This window comes from Rhodococcus sp. (in: high G+C Gram-positive bacteria) (assembly GCF_049286785.1).
In the GTDB taxonomy this organism is placed as follows: domain Bacteria; phylum Actinomycetota; class Actinomycetes; order Mycobacteriales; family Mycobacteriaceae; genus Rhodococcus_F.
Map to the genome: position 1 here is coordinate 1 of NZ_JBAQEO010000491.1, position 14,935 is coordinate 14,935.

A 14,935-nucleotide genomic window follows, 5' to 3' on the forward strand; every position below is an offset into this window, starting at 1 on the left:
CCGCGTCCGTGAGGATCGGTCTGGGGTGGCCCGATGACGAGTGTCGGCAGGTGGTGCCGGGTGCTTCGCTCAGGCGAGGGCGCGCTCGTCGTCCCTACCGTCGAGTTGCTCGGCGTAGCGGACGAGGGCGTCGGTGGTGCGTTCGATGTGCTCGCGCAGTGCCTGGGTCGCGCCTGCTTCGTCGCGTGCGACAGTGAGCTCGGCGATGGTCTTGTGCTCGGCGGCGAGGTCGCGGGTGGCGTCGCGGGCGAACTCCTGGGACCAGTGCTGGTAAAGCTCCGCACAGTCGCGCAGGCCGGTGGCGATAGCCGCGAGCCGTGAGCTGCCGCAGCCGACGAGCAGGGTGTGGTGGAAGTCGCGGTGGACGATGGTGAAGGCCGGGTCGACGTGCCCTTCGCGGGTCATCATGGGCGTGTGGGCCAGCGCATGGTGCGTGGCAATGACCGAACCCTCCCAGGCCAGGTCGCCGTTCTTGATCGACTCCGCGAGTGCCATGGTCTCGATCAGAACACGGGTGCGCGTCAGGTCCTGCAGGTCGTCGATCGTGAGCGTCGCGACAGCGAAGCCGCGCTGGGGTGTCGCCTCGACGAGGCCCTCGCCGGCCAGTCGGATCACGGCCTCCCGGACGACGGAGAGGCTCACGCCGTACTGCTCGGTGAAGTCGTTCATCTTGAGCTTGCTCCCAGGCGCCAGCTCGCCGCCGAGGAGGCTGGCGCGGATGCGGTCGTAGACCTCCTGGACGCGGGTGGGCTTCGCGGGAGCGCTTGTCATGCGGTCAGTCTACGGGAACCGAACAGAAATATCGGTACGGACAAATAAAATCGATTTTTCGTTGACACATCGATGAGACCTGGCGCACACTGTGATCTACGCGATACACCTGGCAGGACCGCAGCGCCGGACCGTCAACACCCTCTCGCCTACTCACCGTCCGTCCCGATAAAGGAGACATTCCATGACTGACATCCAGGTTCCCGTTCTCATCGTGGGCGGCGGTGGCGCCGGTCTCACCGCATCGATGGCGCTGTCCAACCTCGGCGTCGACTCGCTGCTGGTGAACGCCCTGCCGACCACCTCGACGCTGCCGAAGGCCCACGTGCTCAATCAGCGCGCGATGGAGATCTTCACCGAGGTGGGTGTGGCTCCCGAGATCTACAAGCGCAGCACCCCTGCGGCCAACATGCGGGCGACCGGTTGGTATGCCGGCCTGGCCGGCGCCCACGACGGCTACGGCCGCAAGCTGGGCGAGCTCGAGGCGTGGGGCGGCAGCTACACCGATCCCGACTACGTGGCGGCGAGTCCCTGCCGTACCTGCAACCTGCCGCAAATCCGGCTCGAGCCAGTCCTGAAGGAGCACGCCGAGAAGCTGAACCCAGGTGGGGTCCGGTTCAACCACGAGCTCATCGATCTGGTCCAGGACGCTGACGGCGTGACCGCGACCGTCCGGGACAAGGACGCCGACACGACCTACCAGGTGCGCTCGCAGTACCTGATCGCTGCCGACGGCGGCCGGACGGTCGGCAAGCTCGTCGGGGTGGAGATGAACGGCCCGCGGGACATCATGAAGATGGTGTCGATCCACATGACCGCGGACCTCTCGCCGTGGGCCACCGACGACGACGTGCTGATCCGCTGGCTGGTCAACCCCGACTTCGGCGGCTCGTGGAGCGGGGTGCTCGTCCCGATGGGGCCCGACCACTGGGGCCCGGCATCGGAGGAGTGGGTCTTCCACATGCAGTACGCCACCGACGACCCGGACGCCATGCAGGAGGAGAAGGTCCTCGCTCGCATGCGCGCCACGCTCGGCCTTCCGCCCGAGCTCGTGCCGACGGTGCACCGGATCAGCCAGTGGGTGATGGAGGGTGTCATCGCGGACAAGTTCCGTGAGGGCCGGGTGTTCTTCGCCGGCGACGCCGCGCACCGTCACCCCCCGACGGGCGGCCTGGGCCTGACCTCGGCGATCCACGACGTCTACAACCTGAGCTGGAAGCTGGCCGCCGTCCTGGGCGGCCGCGCCGGCGACGGCCTGCTGTCCACTTACGAGGCCGAGCGCAAGCCCGTCGACCAGAACAACATCGACAACGCGATCGCCAACGCGATGAACCACTTCACGATCGACCAGGCCCTCAACCTGTCGCCCGAGAAGACCCCGGAGGAGAACTGGGCCGAGCTCGCCCCGCTGTGGCATGACGTCCCGGAGTCGGCGGCCAAGCGGCACGCCCTCAACCGGGCGATCGGCTCGCAGACCATGGAGTTCCGCCACCACAACGTCGAGTTCGGCTACCGCTACGACTCCACCGCCATCGTGTCGGACGGGAGCCCGGAGTACGTGCCGCTCGACCCGGTCCGCCTCTACGAGCCCAGCACCAAGCCGGGCCACCCGATGCCGCACGCGTTCGTGGAGCGTCAGGGCGAGCGGATCCCGCTCGGCACCCTCGTCCACGGCGGCAAGTTCCTGCTCCTCGCCGGCGAGGAGGGCCACGCCTGGGTCGAGGCCGCCGACAAGCTCGCAGCCGAGATCGACCTCCCGCTGGTCGCCGGTACCGTCGGCGTCCTCGACTCCGACTTCGTCGACGTGCGCTGCGCCTGGTTGAAGAACCGCGGCATCTCCTCCACCGGCGCCATCCTGGTGCGCCCCGACCGGTACGTCGCGTTCCGCTCGATCGACGGCGTCGCGGACCCGCACGCCGCGCTCGAGGACGCCCTGTCCCAGGTGCTCTCGACCGAGCTCCGCTGACCCCAGATCCCAACGAGGAGAATCCCCAATGCGTATCGCCAACCTCGCCGGACGGCTCGTCCTGGTCACCGACACCGGTGCCGTCGACGTCGAAGAGGCCAGCCGGGGCCAGTTCGGCCCCCACCCGTCGGCCATCTACAGCCAGTGGCCCGACTTCACCGCCTGGGCCGCGTCGGCCACCCTGCCCGCCGGTCAGCCCTTCGACGAGACTTCTCTCGGTGCGCCGGTCCCTGAGCCCGGTCAGGTGTTCGCGATCGGTCTGAACTACCGCGAGCACGCCACCGAGAGCGGGTTCGACTTTCCGGTCGAACCGCCGGTCTTCACCAAGTTCCGCACCTCGATCACCGGTCCGTACGGCGACCTCGCCCTACCGGGTGACACCGTCGACTGGGAGGCCGAGTTGGTCGTCGTCATCGGCCGCGAGGCCCACCACGTCGCCGCGGCCGACGCGTGGGACTACGTCGCCGGCCTGACCGTCGGGCAGGACTATTCCGAGCGCACGCGGCAACTCGTCGCGCCCGCACCGCAGTTCAGCCTCGGCAAGTCGTTCCCCGGCTTCGCGCCGATCGGTCCAGTCGTCGTCACCCTCGACGAGCTGTCGGACCCCGGAGACCTGGAGATCGGCTGCAGCATCAACGGGGAGCAGGTCCAGAAGGCCCGCACCAGCGGCCTGATCTTCTCGGTCCCGGTCCTCATCGAGCGGCTCTCCGCGGTCCTGCCGCTGCAACCGGGCGACCTGATCTTCACCGGCACGCCCAGCGGTGTAGGCGGCGGACGGAACCCGAAGCGGTTCCTTGTCCCCGGCGAGGAGGTCGTCACCTGGATCGAGGGCATCGGCACGCTCCGTCAGCGATGTGTGCCCGGCACGCCGCATACCACCGCATCCGCCTCCTGAGACCTGACAGGGAAGGAGAGAGCACCATGGCTCTGCACCGCCTCACCTCGATCACCGTCGGCGTCCCCGATGTCGAGGAGACCGCCGCCTACTACACCGACTTCGGTCTCACGCCGCTCGGCGGAAACGCGTTCGCCACCACCGACGGCGGCGAGCAGTTCAAGCTCGCCCACGCACCCCACAGACGCCTCGTCGAGATCGGCATCGGCGCGGAGGACCCCCACGACCTCGACCGCATCGAGCGTCAGCTCCGCAACCTGGACCTGCCGGTCGAGCGGACCGCCGACGCGCTGGTCACAGAGGAGCCGATCGCCGGCTTCCGCGCCGTGATCTCGGTGGCGCCACCCATCGAGCAGCAGCGCACCGAGCCCACGCCGTACAACGGGCCCGGTCGGATCGACCGCGCCAACGTGCGGGCGCCGGGCATCGTGCGCGAGGGCCGGGTGACCCCGCGCAAGCTCGGTCACGTGGTCATCGGGTCCACCGATCAGGCCGCGACCCAGCGGTTCTTCACCGAGGGCATCGGGTTCAAGGTCAGCGATGTCGTCCCGTCCATCGCCGCGTTCATGCGCTGCTCGACCGACCACCACAACGTGCTGGTCCAGCAGGCGCCGGTGAACTTCCTGCACCACACCGCGTGGCAGGTCGAGGACATCGACGAGATCGGTCGCGGCGCGATGGCGATGCTCGAGGAGAACCCCGAGCGGCACGTCTGGGGCCTGGGACGCCACCACGTCGGATCCAACTTCTTCTGGTACCTCAAGGACCCGGCCGGCAACTTCTCCGAGTACTACTCCGACATCGACTGCATCGTTGACGACGCGCTCTGGGAGCCCGGCACCTGGGAAGGCGTGAAGGGCCTGTTCAACTGGGGCCCTCCCCCGCCACCGTCATTCCTCATGCCCGAGGACGTCGCCGCGATGATGACCGGGGCCCACAATGCCGGTTGATGACCCCGCACCCGCCCCCGTGCCGGCGTGGACCCCGACGCCGGAAGCCGCCGCCCGAACACAGATCAGCGCGTTCGGGCGGTGGCTGGCCGCCGAAGGACGCGGTGAGTTCGACGGCTACGAGGAGCTCTGGCGCTGGTCGACCACCGAACTCGAAGAGTTCTGGCAGGCGATCGCCGACTACTACGACGTTCGCTTCCGCCGGCAGGCAACGCGAGTGCTGGCCGACGACGCGATGCCGGGCGCGGTGTGGTTCCCCGGCGCCACGCTCAACTACGCCGACCAGGCGCTGCGCCACACCGGCGACCAGACCGCGATCGTCGCCGTCTCCGAAGGCGGGCACCGGCACGAGGTGACCCGCGACGAGCTCCGCGACCAGGTCGCCTCCCTCGCGCACTGGCTCCGGACCGAGGGCATCGGCCCGGGTGACCGTGTTGTCGGCTACCTCCCGAACATCACCGCCACCGTCGTCGCGTTCCTCGCCACGGCCGCGGTCGGTGCCACCTGGTCTGCCTGCTCACAGGAGTACTCGCCCGACGGCGCCGCCGACCGCCTCGGCCAGCTCGAACCCACCGTGCTGTTCATCGCCGACGGCTACCGCTACGCCGGCAAGGAGCACGACCGCTCCGCCCAGAACGACGAACTCCGGCGACTCCTGCCCTCGGTGCGGACCATCGTGTGGGTGCCGCACATCGGCGGCAGCCAACCAACCGGCACCGAGCACTTCGACACCCTCACCCAGGGCGACCACCTGCTCGAGACGACCCCGGTGCCGTTCGACCAGTCGCTGTGGGTGCTGTACTCCAGCGGCACCACCGGCCGACCCAAGGGCATCGTGCACGGCCACGGCGGCGTCACCCTCGAGCACCTCAAGTTCCTCGGGCTCCACCTCGACCTTGACGCCTCCTCCCGCTTCAGCTGGTACACCAGCACCAGCTGGATGATGTGGAACATCCAGGTCTCCGGCCTGCTCCTCGGCGCAACGATCGTGCTCTACGACGGCAGCCCCGGATGGCCACACCCCGGAGCCCTGTGGCAGCTGGCCGCCGACGAGCAGCTGACCTTCCTGGGCACCAGCGCCGCCTACCTGATTTCCGCCCACAAGGACGGCACCCACCTCGGCACGGCCTACGACCTCCAGCTGACCGGCCTCGGCAGCACCGGCTCACCACTGCCCGCCGGCACCGCCCAGTGGATCCACAACACCCTGCCCACGACCGTGCTCGCCGCCGCCAGCGGCGGCACCGACATCGTCTCCGGGTTCGCCGGCGGGGTACCCACCCTCCCCTCGTACCCCGGCGAGATGCAGGCCCGGTTGCTCGGAGTGGCCCTCGAAGCCTGGGACGGGCACGGACGACCCGTCACCGACGAGGTCGGCGAGCTGGTCGTCACCCGCCCGATGCCGTCCATGCCGCTGTACTTCTGGAACGACCCCGACGGAGCCCGCTACCGCGACGCCTACTTCTCCACCTACCCCGACGTGTGGCGCCACGGCGACTGGGTCACCGTAACCACCCGCGGCGGCGTCATCGTCCACGGCCGCTCCGACGCCACCATGAACCGGTACGGAGTCCGCATGGGCAGCGCCGAGATCTACGAAGTCGTCGACCAGCTCGAGGAAGTCGCGGACTCAGTCGTCGTCGGCGTCGAGGAATCCGACGGCGGCTATTGGATGCCCCTCTTCGTGGTGCTCGCCGACGGACACGACCTCGCCCCCGAGCTCGTCGACCGGATCCGCGGCCGGATCCGGTCCGAGGTCTCCCCCCGCCACGTGCCCGACGACGTCATCGCCGTGCCCGCCCTGCCCCACACCATGACCGGCAAACGGCTCGAGGTCCCCGTCAAGCGAGTCCTCCAGGGCGCCGCACTGTCCAGCGTCGCCAACCCGGCCGCTCTCGACGACGCTGACGCGCTCGCGCAGTTCGTCCCGATCGCAGCCCAACGGAAGGCGGCCCTGCACGCTGACATTCCTCGCGGAATCGAGCGCACCTCGTGACCGGCAGCCTGGGTCCCGCCAGCGATCCGACCGGCGCGACAAACAGCAACCCGCGATCGCCGAAGCGGTCGAGCCGCAACTGGTGAACCTGCGCGGTGTCTTCGGTCAGCTGTCGAACTCGCGGTGCTTCTTGCTGACTTGCCCTCGTCGGCGCTTTCGCCCCCAACCCTGGCCATTCCGCGGTCGGGACGGCGGACCCGTCGATCAAGCATGGCCGCTCCCGCGGTTGAGCGCACGAATGTCAGGGCCATCACCGACGCGGGGGGACCTTCGGCCCTGTGATGCCCCTGTCCAGAGGAGCCACGCTGGTACAGGAGGAGACGGAGATATTGATTCTCGTTGGGTATGCCAGCAAACACGGTGCCACCGCGGAGATCGCCGGACACATCGCGGAGATTCTCACGCTGGCAGGACAGCATGCCGAGTCTCGACCTGTTCAGCACCGGTCCGCTCGGCATCGACGCCAAAGGAGTGGACCTGCGCACGACCGCCGAGCCCAAGGAGATCCCCTGATGAGTGCGCCACCCGCACAACCGCCTGAACAGAGCTCTGCCGGTGCAGCCTTCAAGGAGGCTGACTCTCAACTGCTCATCGATCAGTTCCTGCCAACATGCGACGTCGCCGTCGTGCACGCCGACGTCTTCCGGGCACCGCCTGCCCAGTGCTACCTGGCCGCTCGCGAGCTGGACCTCTTTCAGGCCCCACTGATTCGGGCCCTGCTCGGCATCCGGGGACTGCCACAGCGTGTGGTAGGCACTCTGAGGGGACGCGGGACGACAACCACCCTCGACGCATCCCGACGTACGTTCCGGCTCGAGGACATGGTTGGTCTGGGTTGGATGCTGCTCGGCGAGACCCCGGGTGCGGAGATGGTCCTCGGCCAGGTGGGCCGCCCCTGGAAGGCGGTCGCGGCCTCCACCCAGGCACCGACCACCCCAGAGCAGTTCACGAGCTTCGATGAGCCCGGTTTCGCCAAGATCGCGACCAGCCTCAGGATCGATCCCTACGGGAACGACTCGTCAATCCTGACGATGGAAACACGAGTCGCCATCACCGACGACAAGAGCCGCCGCCGGTTCAGGCGCTACTGGCTGCTCATTGGTCCCTTCAGCTCTCTCATCCGTCGAATGGCGTTGCGCCTGCTTGCGACTGAGTTTCGCCGGTCGGCTCCTGGCCGGCCACACGATGGTGGAGTCGGATCGCGTGAAACCCACGTATCCGCAGATACCCCCCATATCTGAAGCCAGCTGCCTTCACCCGGCATCATGCCAATCCGTTGGCAATGCGGCTGAACGCGCGCGGCGTCGCCACCCTCCGGGCCTACCGTGAAAGTTCACGGCGAAGCAATCCGACAGGAGGCCGAGATGCAGTTGGTGACGATGGTGACCGATGTGGCGAAGGGCTTTGGCTCGCTGGTAGGAATTCGGAGCGGCACCGAAGAGCCTCGCTATGACGTCCAGGAGAAGACTCATGGCCTCGAGATCCGCCGGTACGGTCCGCGTATCGCTGCCGAGACCACGGTGCCCGGGGACGAGGAGAGTGCCCGTAACGCAGGATTCCGGCGCCTGGCCGGCTATATTTTCGGCGCCAACGTGAGTAAGTCGAAGATTGCGATGACCTCGCCGGTATCCCAGGCCGGCGGTCCGGGCGACTCGTGGGTCGTCCGGTTCTACATGCCGTCGCAATGGACGATGGACGCTCTGCCCACTCCCAAGGACCAGAACGTGGAACTCGTGGAGGTCCATGGCGAGACGGTGGCGGCGCTGCGTTTCACCGGCGACCGCAGCCACGGGGCGGTCGCTGCGCGTACCGCCGAACTGCTGCGCGTATTGGAGAACACCGCGTGGGTCCCGAACGGCGAACCCGTCGCCTGGTTCTACGATCCGCCCTGGACCATCCCGTTCCTCCGTCGCAATGAGGTGGTGGTCCCGGTAGCGGCTCGCGCGGCTAGTTCTGTCCGGTGAAGAATTGCGACAGACACACAGAACGCTTCCAGCTCCAGCACTTCGGTTGCGGGCGTGTGCCCGGTACGGGAGCCTTGTCCCCTTTGTCTGGGAAGTGACCCGAACGGGACCCGCCTCGGCGCGCTTTCAGGTGTGATTCGGGGGGTCGAACCCATATAGTCGACCCCGACTGTGTACGCCCTTCCTGTCGGGGGACGCATTCGCATGCGCCTGTGCAGGCTGGTGCGAACAAACAACATAGAAAGGCCTCCATGCGAAGCTCTGTCGCACGTCGTGCCGCGGTATTCGGCTCGGCCGCGTTGCTGTTCCTCGGCCCGTTGACCACGGTCGCGCAAGCCGACCCGGTCGAGCCGGGAGTCTCCGATCAGGCAGCGAAGTTGCCGGCCGAACTGGTCGACGCGCTGCAGCGTGATCTGAAGCTCAGCCCGGATCAGTATCTGGAGCATTCGGAGCTGGGCCAGAAGCTCGCCGAGTTCGCCGAGATCGCGCGTATCCAGTTTCCCGAGGTCTTCGCCGGTACATGGCTGGACGAGGCGGGCAACCCGATCGTCGGACTCGCCGAGGGCGCGGAGAAGGACGCGGCCGTGGAGGCCGCGAGCGACGCCGGCTTCCAGGTCAAGGATGTGGCCCAGAGCGAGGGCAACCTGAAGGCGCAGCTCGAGTCGCTCGACCGCTGGCTGGACACGCAGCCTCCCGCGGTGGCGGATCTGATCCGTGGCGTAACCATCGACATCGTGGGTAACGGCCTGGTGCTCCGCGCCGACGATGCCGGCGGGTTGCAGCTCCCCGACTTCCTGCGGGGCGCTCGCGTCGTCGAGTCGCCGGCCACCCTGGCACCGCAGCCGTCCACCGATCTGGCACCCATCGCCGAGGTCATGCCCGCGGATGCCCTGATGGGTGGCGACGCCTACGGCTCACTCGGCGACGGCATCGGACTGCGCTGCTCACTCGGATTCAACGCCACCGACAACTCCGGTCGCCCGGTGAACATCACCGCCGGGCATTGCGATCCGAATCGCGCCGCGGCCGGCAGCTCCGAGGCGTCGGAGGCCTTCGCGTTGGCACGAGGTGGCACGGGACCGCGGCTGGGCACCTTTGCCAAGACCAGCCTCGATTTCCACGACTACGCGCTGATCCGCGCAGACGACGGCGCCGCCCACCGGTTCGAGAACAACGGCGTCCGGGTTCCCGGAGCGGCCCCCCTCTCCATCACCGGAACGGCCGACCCCGTCGTGGGCGCTCCCGTCTGCAAGTCGGGCCTGACCACCGGATTCACCTGCGGACTGGTCAAGTCCGTCGGCCAGACGGTGGAAGTGGGCGAGCGCGTTCTGTCCGACAGCTTCTCGACCAGCATCTGCGCTCTGCAGGGAGACAGCGGCGGAACGATCGTCACCGGCACCCGTGCACTGGGTATTTCCAGCGCCTCGAATGTGGGCCAGTACCCGCTGTGCCAGATCGCCGACGTAGCCACCTTCGTGATCGGTGAGAGTCCGGAACTGTTCGCCACCCCGATCAACGCTGTGCTCGGCGACAATCCGGGTCTGCGGATCCGCACCTCGTAAACCCACAGCTCAACGGCCCGCCCCCGACCGGAGGCGGGCCGTTGTCGTACGCCGGGTCGCCCGAAAAAACATTGCAGTACCGCATTTTTGCGCTACTGTACATTTCATACTTCTATCGGGGGACAGCGATGACAGCCGAATTGAGACCTTCACTGCGCGAACGGAAACGCGAGCAGACCTGGACCGCGCTCCACGAGGCCGCGGCCACTGCCGCGCTCGAACACGAACGGCTGGCGGACGTGACGGTCGACGCCATCGCCGACAAGGCCGGAGTCTCTCCGCGCACCTTCTTCAACTACTTCCCGACGAAGGAGGACGCGGTCCTGGGGTTGCGAACCCCCTCGATCGGCGAGGAGATCGCCGCAGCGTTCACAATCGACGACGACGACGACCTCGTCGAGAAGGTCACCTTCGTCCTCTTCCAGGTCTTCCGGACGAGCAGTGGCGCGTCGCGCGATCGCCGTGCGGAGTTGACGCGCCGGCATCCGGAGCTGATCCGCAAGCGCATGGAGCATATGGAGGGCGTTCAGCAGATCGTCGCGGCTCTCGTGGCCGACCGGCTTTCCGCCGGCACACGCCTGCAGCTGGCCGAGCAGGGCTTCGACGTCGCCGACGCCGCCCAGATGATCGTGGCCGCAGCAGGATCGGTGCTGCGAACATCGATGCGCACCATGCTCGCCGCCTCCCCGACGTCGGACGAGACCCTCATCCTGCGCCGCGCCACAGCACTGTTCAAAGTAGTCACCAGGAGCACGTATTGAGCACCAGCACCACGCCGGCATCGGTCGCTAGATCCGAACAGAACGGCACCCGGGTCAGTCTCCTCTTCGGCGGGCTCATGCTGACGATGCTGCTGGTATCACTGAACCAGACGGTCCTGAGCCCCGCCCTGCCGACAATTGTCGGTGAACTGCACGGTGTCGACCAGATGCTCTGGGTGATCACCGCTTTCATTCTCGCGTCGACGATCACGATGCCGGTCTACGGCAAGCTGGGCGACCTGTTCGGACGCAAGAACCTGCTCCTCATCGCCATCAGCATCTTCCTGGTCGGGTCCGTGGTGGGCGCACTCGCCGGGAACATGACCTGGCTGATCGCGGGCCGCGTGATTCAGGGCCTCGGCGGCGGCGGTCTGATGATCTTGGCGCAAGCCGCCATCGCCGATGTCGTTCCGGCCCGTGAGCGTGGCAAGTACATGGGCATCATGGGCGGGGTGTTCGCGTTCGCGTCCGTGGCCGGGCCGCTACTCGGCGGCTGGTTCACCGAGGGACCCGGCTGGCGCTGGGTGTTCTGGATCAACCTGCCGATCGGTGCGCTCGCGATGCTCGCCGCGGCATTGTTCCTCCGCCTTCCGAAACGTGAGCAGGTCCGCGCACGAATCGACACCGCGGGCATGGCGACGCTCGGTGTCGCCACCACCGGGATCGTCCTGGTGGCCACCTGGGGCGGATCCCGGTACGAGTGGTCGTCCCCGACCATCCTCGGCCTGATCGCTCTCAGCCTGGTCACGTCCGTGCTGTTCGTCGTCATCGAGCGGCGGGCCGCCGAACCGGTCATGCCGCTGCATCTGTTCGCGGACCGCAACTTCAACCTCACCACCTTCGCCGGGCTGCTCACGGGCATCGCGATGTTCGGTGTGCTCGGCTATCTGCCGACGTATCTGCAGATGGTCACCGGGGCGAGCGCGACGAAAGCCGGACTGCTGATGATCCCGATGATGGGTCTGATGCTCGTCACCTCCACCGTCATCGGACAGTTGGTGTCCACGACGGGCAGGTACAAGCTCTCGCCGATTGTCGGCTCGGTCCTCGTGACTGTGGCGCTGGTTCTGCTCTCGAGCATGAAAGTGGGGACCCCGGTCTGGCTGATCTGCTGTTACATCGGCGTGCTGGGTGCGGGACTGGGAGGCATCCTGCAGTTGCTGGTGCTGATCGTGCAGAACTCGTTCCCGATCGAAGAAGTCGGCACCGCCACCGCGTCCAACAATTACTTCCGACAGATCGGTGCCAGTCTCGGCTCCGCTGTGGTCGGCAGCGTCTTCGCATCCCGGCTGGCCGACCTGCTGGCATCCCGGCTTCCGGCCGGAGCCGGCTCGGGCGTGGGTGATGCACACTCACTCACCCCGAGCGTGGTGACGGCTCTTCCCGACAGCATCCGACTGCCGATCGTCGAGTCCTACAACGAAGCGCTGGCACCGATCTTCCTGTACATGGCACCGCTGACGATCGTGGGTGCGATCGTCTTGTGCTTCGTGGTCGAAAAGCCCTTGGCCACCACGATCGAACGAGCAAGGCCCACCGAGACAATGGAAACACCGCCTGCGCCGTAGTCGCTCCCCACCGCGGTCAGGGAGCGGGCGCGGCCGCCACGAACGGAGTGTTGACGGTGATCAGGTACTGGATGCCCAGGATGACCAGCGCGGGGCCACCCACGAAGATCGTGCCGAGCACGCTCCCGGCGCCGAATCCGGCCACAAGTCCACCCAGGCAGCCCACCGGCGTCCCGACCACTGTGAGCGCCAGAAGTCCGCACCCCACAGCGAGACCGAATACCCCGAGAACCACACCGGCGACGAGTCCTCCGATCATCGTGGCGTATCTGAGATAGCTGCTGAACCGGGCGAGTGCCGCGTCATCTCGCTCCTTCTGTGTCTCGAATCCCTCGTCCGCCACGGACTCCGGCGATGTCGCGACCGACCTCAGCGCCGTCACCACCTCGGCAGGCACCTGGGGTGTGAGCGTCAACGTCCGGTCCACGAGATCGACGTCGATGGGATAGACGTTCTCACCCCAGCGAATGGTGAGAGGGAGGGCCGCAACCACCTTCCCGTGATCGTCCAGGACCTCGACGGCGTCCCCCGTATCCGTGATCCGGAACGCCCCACTGTCGATCGACGTGACCACCGATCCGCCGTCGGCATGCGCCTCGTACCCGATGTCGGTTGCGGCGCTCGGTTGCGCCGACGGTGCAGCGTGCGCGGTCCCGGCCGAGATACCGAGCGCCGCGATCACGACAAGCGCGGCGACGACGGGAGACCGCCAGGTCCGTTCTGCGCGTCCGTTCATGCCGTAGGCGCCGGGCTGCCCGGCTCCACGAACGGGCTGTTGATCGTGTTGAAGTACTGAATGCCCAGCACTACCAGCGCCCCGCCGCCGACGAGGATGGTGCCGGCCAGTGTCGCAACGGGAGCAACCAGCAGCGCCCCGGCGATGCATCCCGCAACGGGACTGGCGAGACCGAGGAATGGAACCACCAGCCCGGCGCTTCCCGGGATGATGCCGATCGCACACCCGATGGCTCCACCGATGATGGTGGCAACGATGGCGGTGATGGCCGTGGTGACTCCGAGCTGCTGCTGGAAGTCGTCGAGCGCGGCCTCGTCCCGCTCTTCCTTGTCCCGAGGTGCGGCGACGTCGGCAGGAGTCAGCCGCTCCGCGACAGGGACGGGGGTGGCCGCCGCCGGATCCATGTTCGGTACCAGGCGCAGGACGCGGGCCGTCTCGTCGACTGCGATCTCGAAGGGGTGCTGCAGGTCGTCGAGGCGGAAGAAGGTCGGGATGCTCGCAACCACGGCACCAGTCGTATCGACGAGATCGACCGCGTTGTCGTGGCCGGCGAGGGAGAAGGACCCGGCATCGATGGTCACCACTGCGGCGTCGCCGTCACGGGCGGCCTGGTAGTTGATGCCAGGAAGCGCCTGACCCGTGCTGGACGGGGGGTCCGACGGGACACCGCCGGGTTCGGCGTGGGACGTGCCCGCACCGAAGGTCATCGCAACAGCGACGAGCAGGGCTGTGACAGCACACCGTCCAGGGTTCATCGAGATCCATTTCGCACGCAGGAATTATCGAGCGAAGGCTAACCTGAGAAAACGGGATGCCGGCGTGCCAGGCACGCCGGTGTGACCAGCCTCACTGCCGAGCGGTCAGCAGCCCGGGTCAGTTGGTGCTCTGCTTGGCCCACATGGTGGTGCCGGGAGCGGCGTTCAGCGTCTCGGCCAGCTGGATTCCGGCGATGACCAGCATCGGACCGCCGACGATCACCGTTCCCGCGATGGCGCCCACTGCCGCGAACGTCGGGACGGTAGCCAAGGCGACCGGACCGGCCAGCAGGCCGACGAGACCGATGGTTCCACCGATGACGGTGCCCGCCAGGCCTCCGACCGCGGTAGCCATGCCGAGCTGCTGCGCGAAGTTCGTCTGCGCCCGCGTGTTCTCCTCCACCGAGGCGACATCGTGCAGGGCGAGGTCGTCGTCGAGACGATCAGCCTCGGAGATCGGCGTTGCATCGGCCTTCTCGACCTTCGGTGTCAACCGGAGAGTCCTGCCCTCGTCGGTGATCTCTTCATCGAAGGGGAACTGCAGATCGTCGAGGCGATATGCGAGCGGAAGGGAGAGTACCGGTGCACCTTCGGAGTCCCGAAGTTCGACGGATTCACCGTCCGATGCCACCGCGAAGGCACCCGCGTCGATGGTCGTGACCACCGTCCGGTCCTCGATATGAGACTCGTATGCGATCTCGTCGCGCGATTCGGCCGGTTGCGCACCGGCCACCGTGGATCCCGCCGCAAGGGCACCGACCAACAAGGCCGAAATTGTGACGAATCGACGCAGCTTCATTCAATCCCCTCAGATATTCACACCCATTCGTTAACGACGGTAACTGGTGCGCCGAACCGGATTCGAATAAGGGACGCCTTGCTAAAAATAGTTTTGCGAATCAAGAGTGAGTTCAAGTATTGGAATCAAGAGAAAGGCGGCGGAGCGCACGCAACGAACCGTAGGCACCCGAACTTCCATCCACAAAGTTGTCCACAAACGGGGATGAACCC

At 67.2% G+C, this 14,935-nt stretch carries 13 protein-coding genes; 9 read left to right on the forward strand and 4 right to left on the reverse strand.

The features are described from left to right. Positions 1-69: 69 nt before the first annotated feature. On the reverse strand, positions 70-771 hold the full coding sequence (locus WAW17_RS17495; RefSeq protein WP_422334202.1) for a GntR family transcriptional regulator: 702 nt from the start codon (positions 769-771) through the stop codon (positions 70-72). Positions 772-955: 184 nt separating this feature from the next. Here WAW17_RS17495 and WAW17_RS17500 point away from each other — a divergent pair, with 184 nt between their 5' ends. From WAW17_RS17500 to WAW17_RS17540, 9 genes are all read left to right on the forward strand, one after another. Then, positions 956-2,737 carry an FAD-dependent monooxygenase gene (locus WAW17_RS17500; RefSeq protein WP_422334203.1) on the forward strand — a complete coding sequence of 594 codons (1,782 nt, stop codon included), beginning with the start codon at positions 956-958 and terminating at the stop codon, positions 2,735-2,737. A 28-nt stretch (positions 2,738-2,765) separates the two neighbouring features. Beyond that, positions 2,766-3,632, forward strand: coding sequence for a fumarylacetoacetate hydrolase family protein (locus WAW17_RS17505; protein ID WP_422334204.1), 867 nt, complete (start codon positions 2,766-2,768; stop codon positions 3,630-3,632). 26 nt (positions 3,633-3,658) lie between these two features. After that, positions 3,659-4,582, forward strand: coding sequence for a VOC family protein (locus WAW17_RS17510; protein WP_422334205.1), 924 nt, complete (start codon positions 3,659-3,661; stop codon positions 4,580-4,582). Next, positions 4,572-6,578 carry an acetoacetate--CoA ligase gene (locus WAW17_RS17515; protein ID WP_422334206.1) on the forward strand — a complete coding sequence of 669 codons (2,007 nt, stop codon included), beginning with the start codon at positions 4,572-4,574 and terminating at the stop codon, positions 6,576-6,578. Before WAW17_RS17510 ends, WAW17_RS17515 begins: the two co-directional genes overlap by 11 nt. A 512-nt stretch (positions 6,579-7,090) precedes the next feature. Continuing rightward, positions 7,091-7,819 carry a hypothetical protein gene (locus tag WAW17_RS17520; protein WP_422334207.1) on the forward strand — a complete coding sequence of 243 codons (729 nt, stop codon included), beginning with the start codon at positions 7,091-7,093 and terminating at the stop codon, positions 7,817-7,819. A 123-nt stretch (positions 7,820-7,942) separates the two neighbouring features. Beyond that, complete coding sequence (locus tag WAW17_RS17525; RefSeq protein WP_422334208.1) at positions 7,943-8,542, forward strand: SOUL family heme-binding protein; 600 nt, start codon at positions 7,943-7,945, stop codon at positions 8,540-8,542. 251 nt (positions 8,543-8,793) lie between these two features. Beyond that, positions 8,794-10,104, forward strand: a complete 1,311-nt coding sequence (locus WAW17_RS17530) for a S1 family peptidase (protein WP_422334209.1) — start codon at positions 8,794-8,796, stop codon at positions 10,102-10,104. A 128-nt stretch (positions 10,105-10,232) separates the two neighbouring features. Next, positions 10,233-10,865: a TetR family transcriptional regulator gene (locus tag WAW17_RS17535; protein ID WP_422334210.1), complete on the forward strand. Its 633-nt coding sequence runs from the start codon at positions 10,233-10,235 to the stop codon at positions 10,863-10,865. Continuing rightward, entirely contained in the window at positions 10,862-12,433 is a 1,572-nt protein-coding gene (locus WAW17_RS17540) for an MDR family MFS transporter (RefSeq protein WP_422334211.1), read from the forward strand. Before WAW17_RS17535 ends, WAW17_RS17540 begins: the two co-directional genes overlap by 4 nt. 16 nt (positions 12,434-12,449) lie before the next feature. Here the strand turns inward: WAW17_RS17540 and WAW17_RS17545 are convergent, their stop codons facing one another. The 3 genes from WAW17_RS17545 to WAW17_RS17555 all read right to left on the reverse strand — a co-directional run bounded on the left by WAW17_RS17545 (position 12,450) and on the right by WAW17_RS17555 (position 14,723). Beyond that, the gene (locus WAW17_RS17545) at positions 12,450-13,169 is read right to left on the reverse strand and encodes a hypothetical protein (RefSeq protein WP_422334212.1); all 720 of its coding nucleotides are present in this window, start codon (positions 13,167-13,169) and stop codon (positions 12,450-12,452) included. Further along, positions 13,166-13,924: a hypothetical protein gene (locus WAW17_RS17550; protein ID WP_422334213.1), complete on the reverse strand. Its 759-nt coding sequence runs from the start codon at positions 13,922-13,924 to the stop codon at positions 13,166-13,168. The genes WAW17_RS17545 and WAW17_RS17550 overlap by 4 nt, the downstream gene beginning before the upstream one ends. Positions 13,925-14,042: 118 nt before the next feature. Next, positions 14,043-14,723 carry an ammonium transporter gene (locus WAW17_RS17555; RefSeq protein WP_422334214.1) on the reverse strand — a complete coding sequence of 227 codons (681 nt, stop codon included), beginning with the start codon at positions 14,721-14,723 and terminating at the stop codon, positions 14,043-14,045. Between the last annotated feature and the right edge of the window lie 212 nt (positions 14,724-14,935).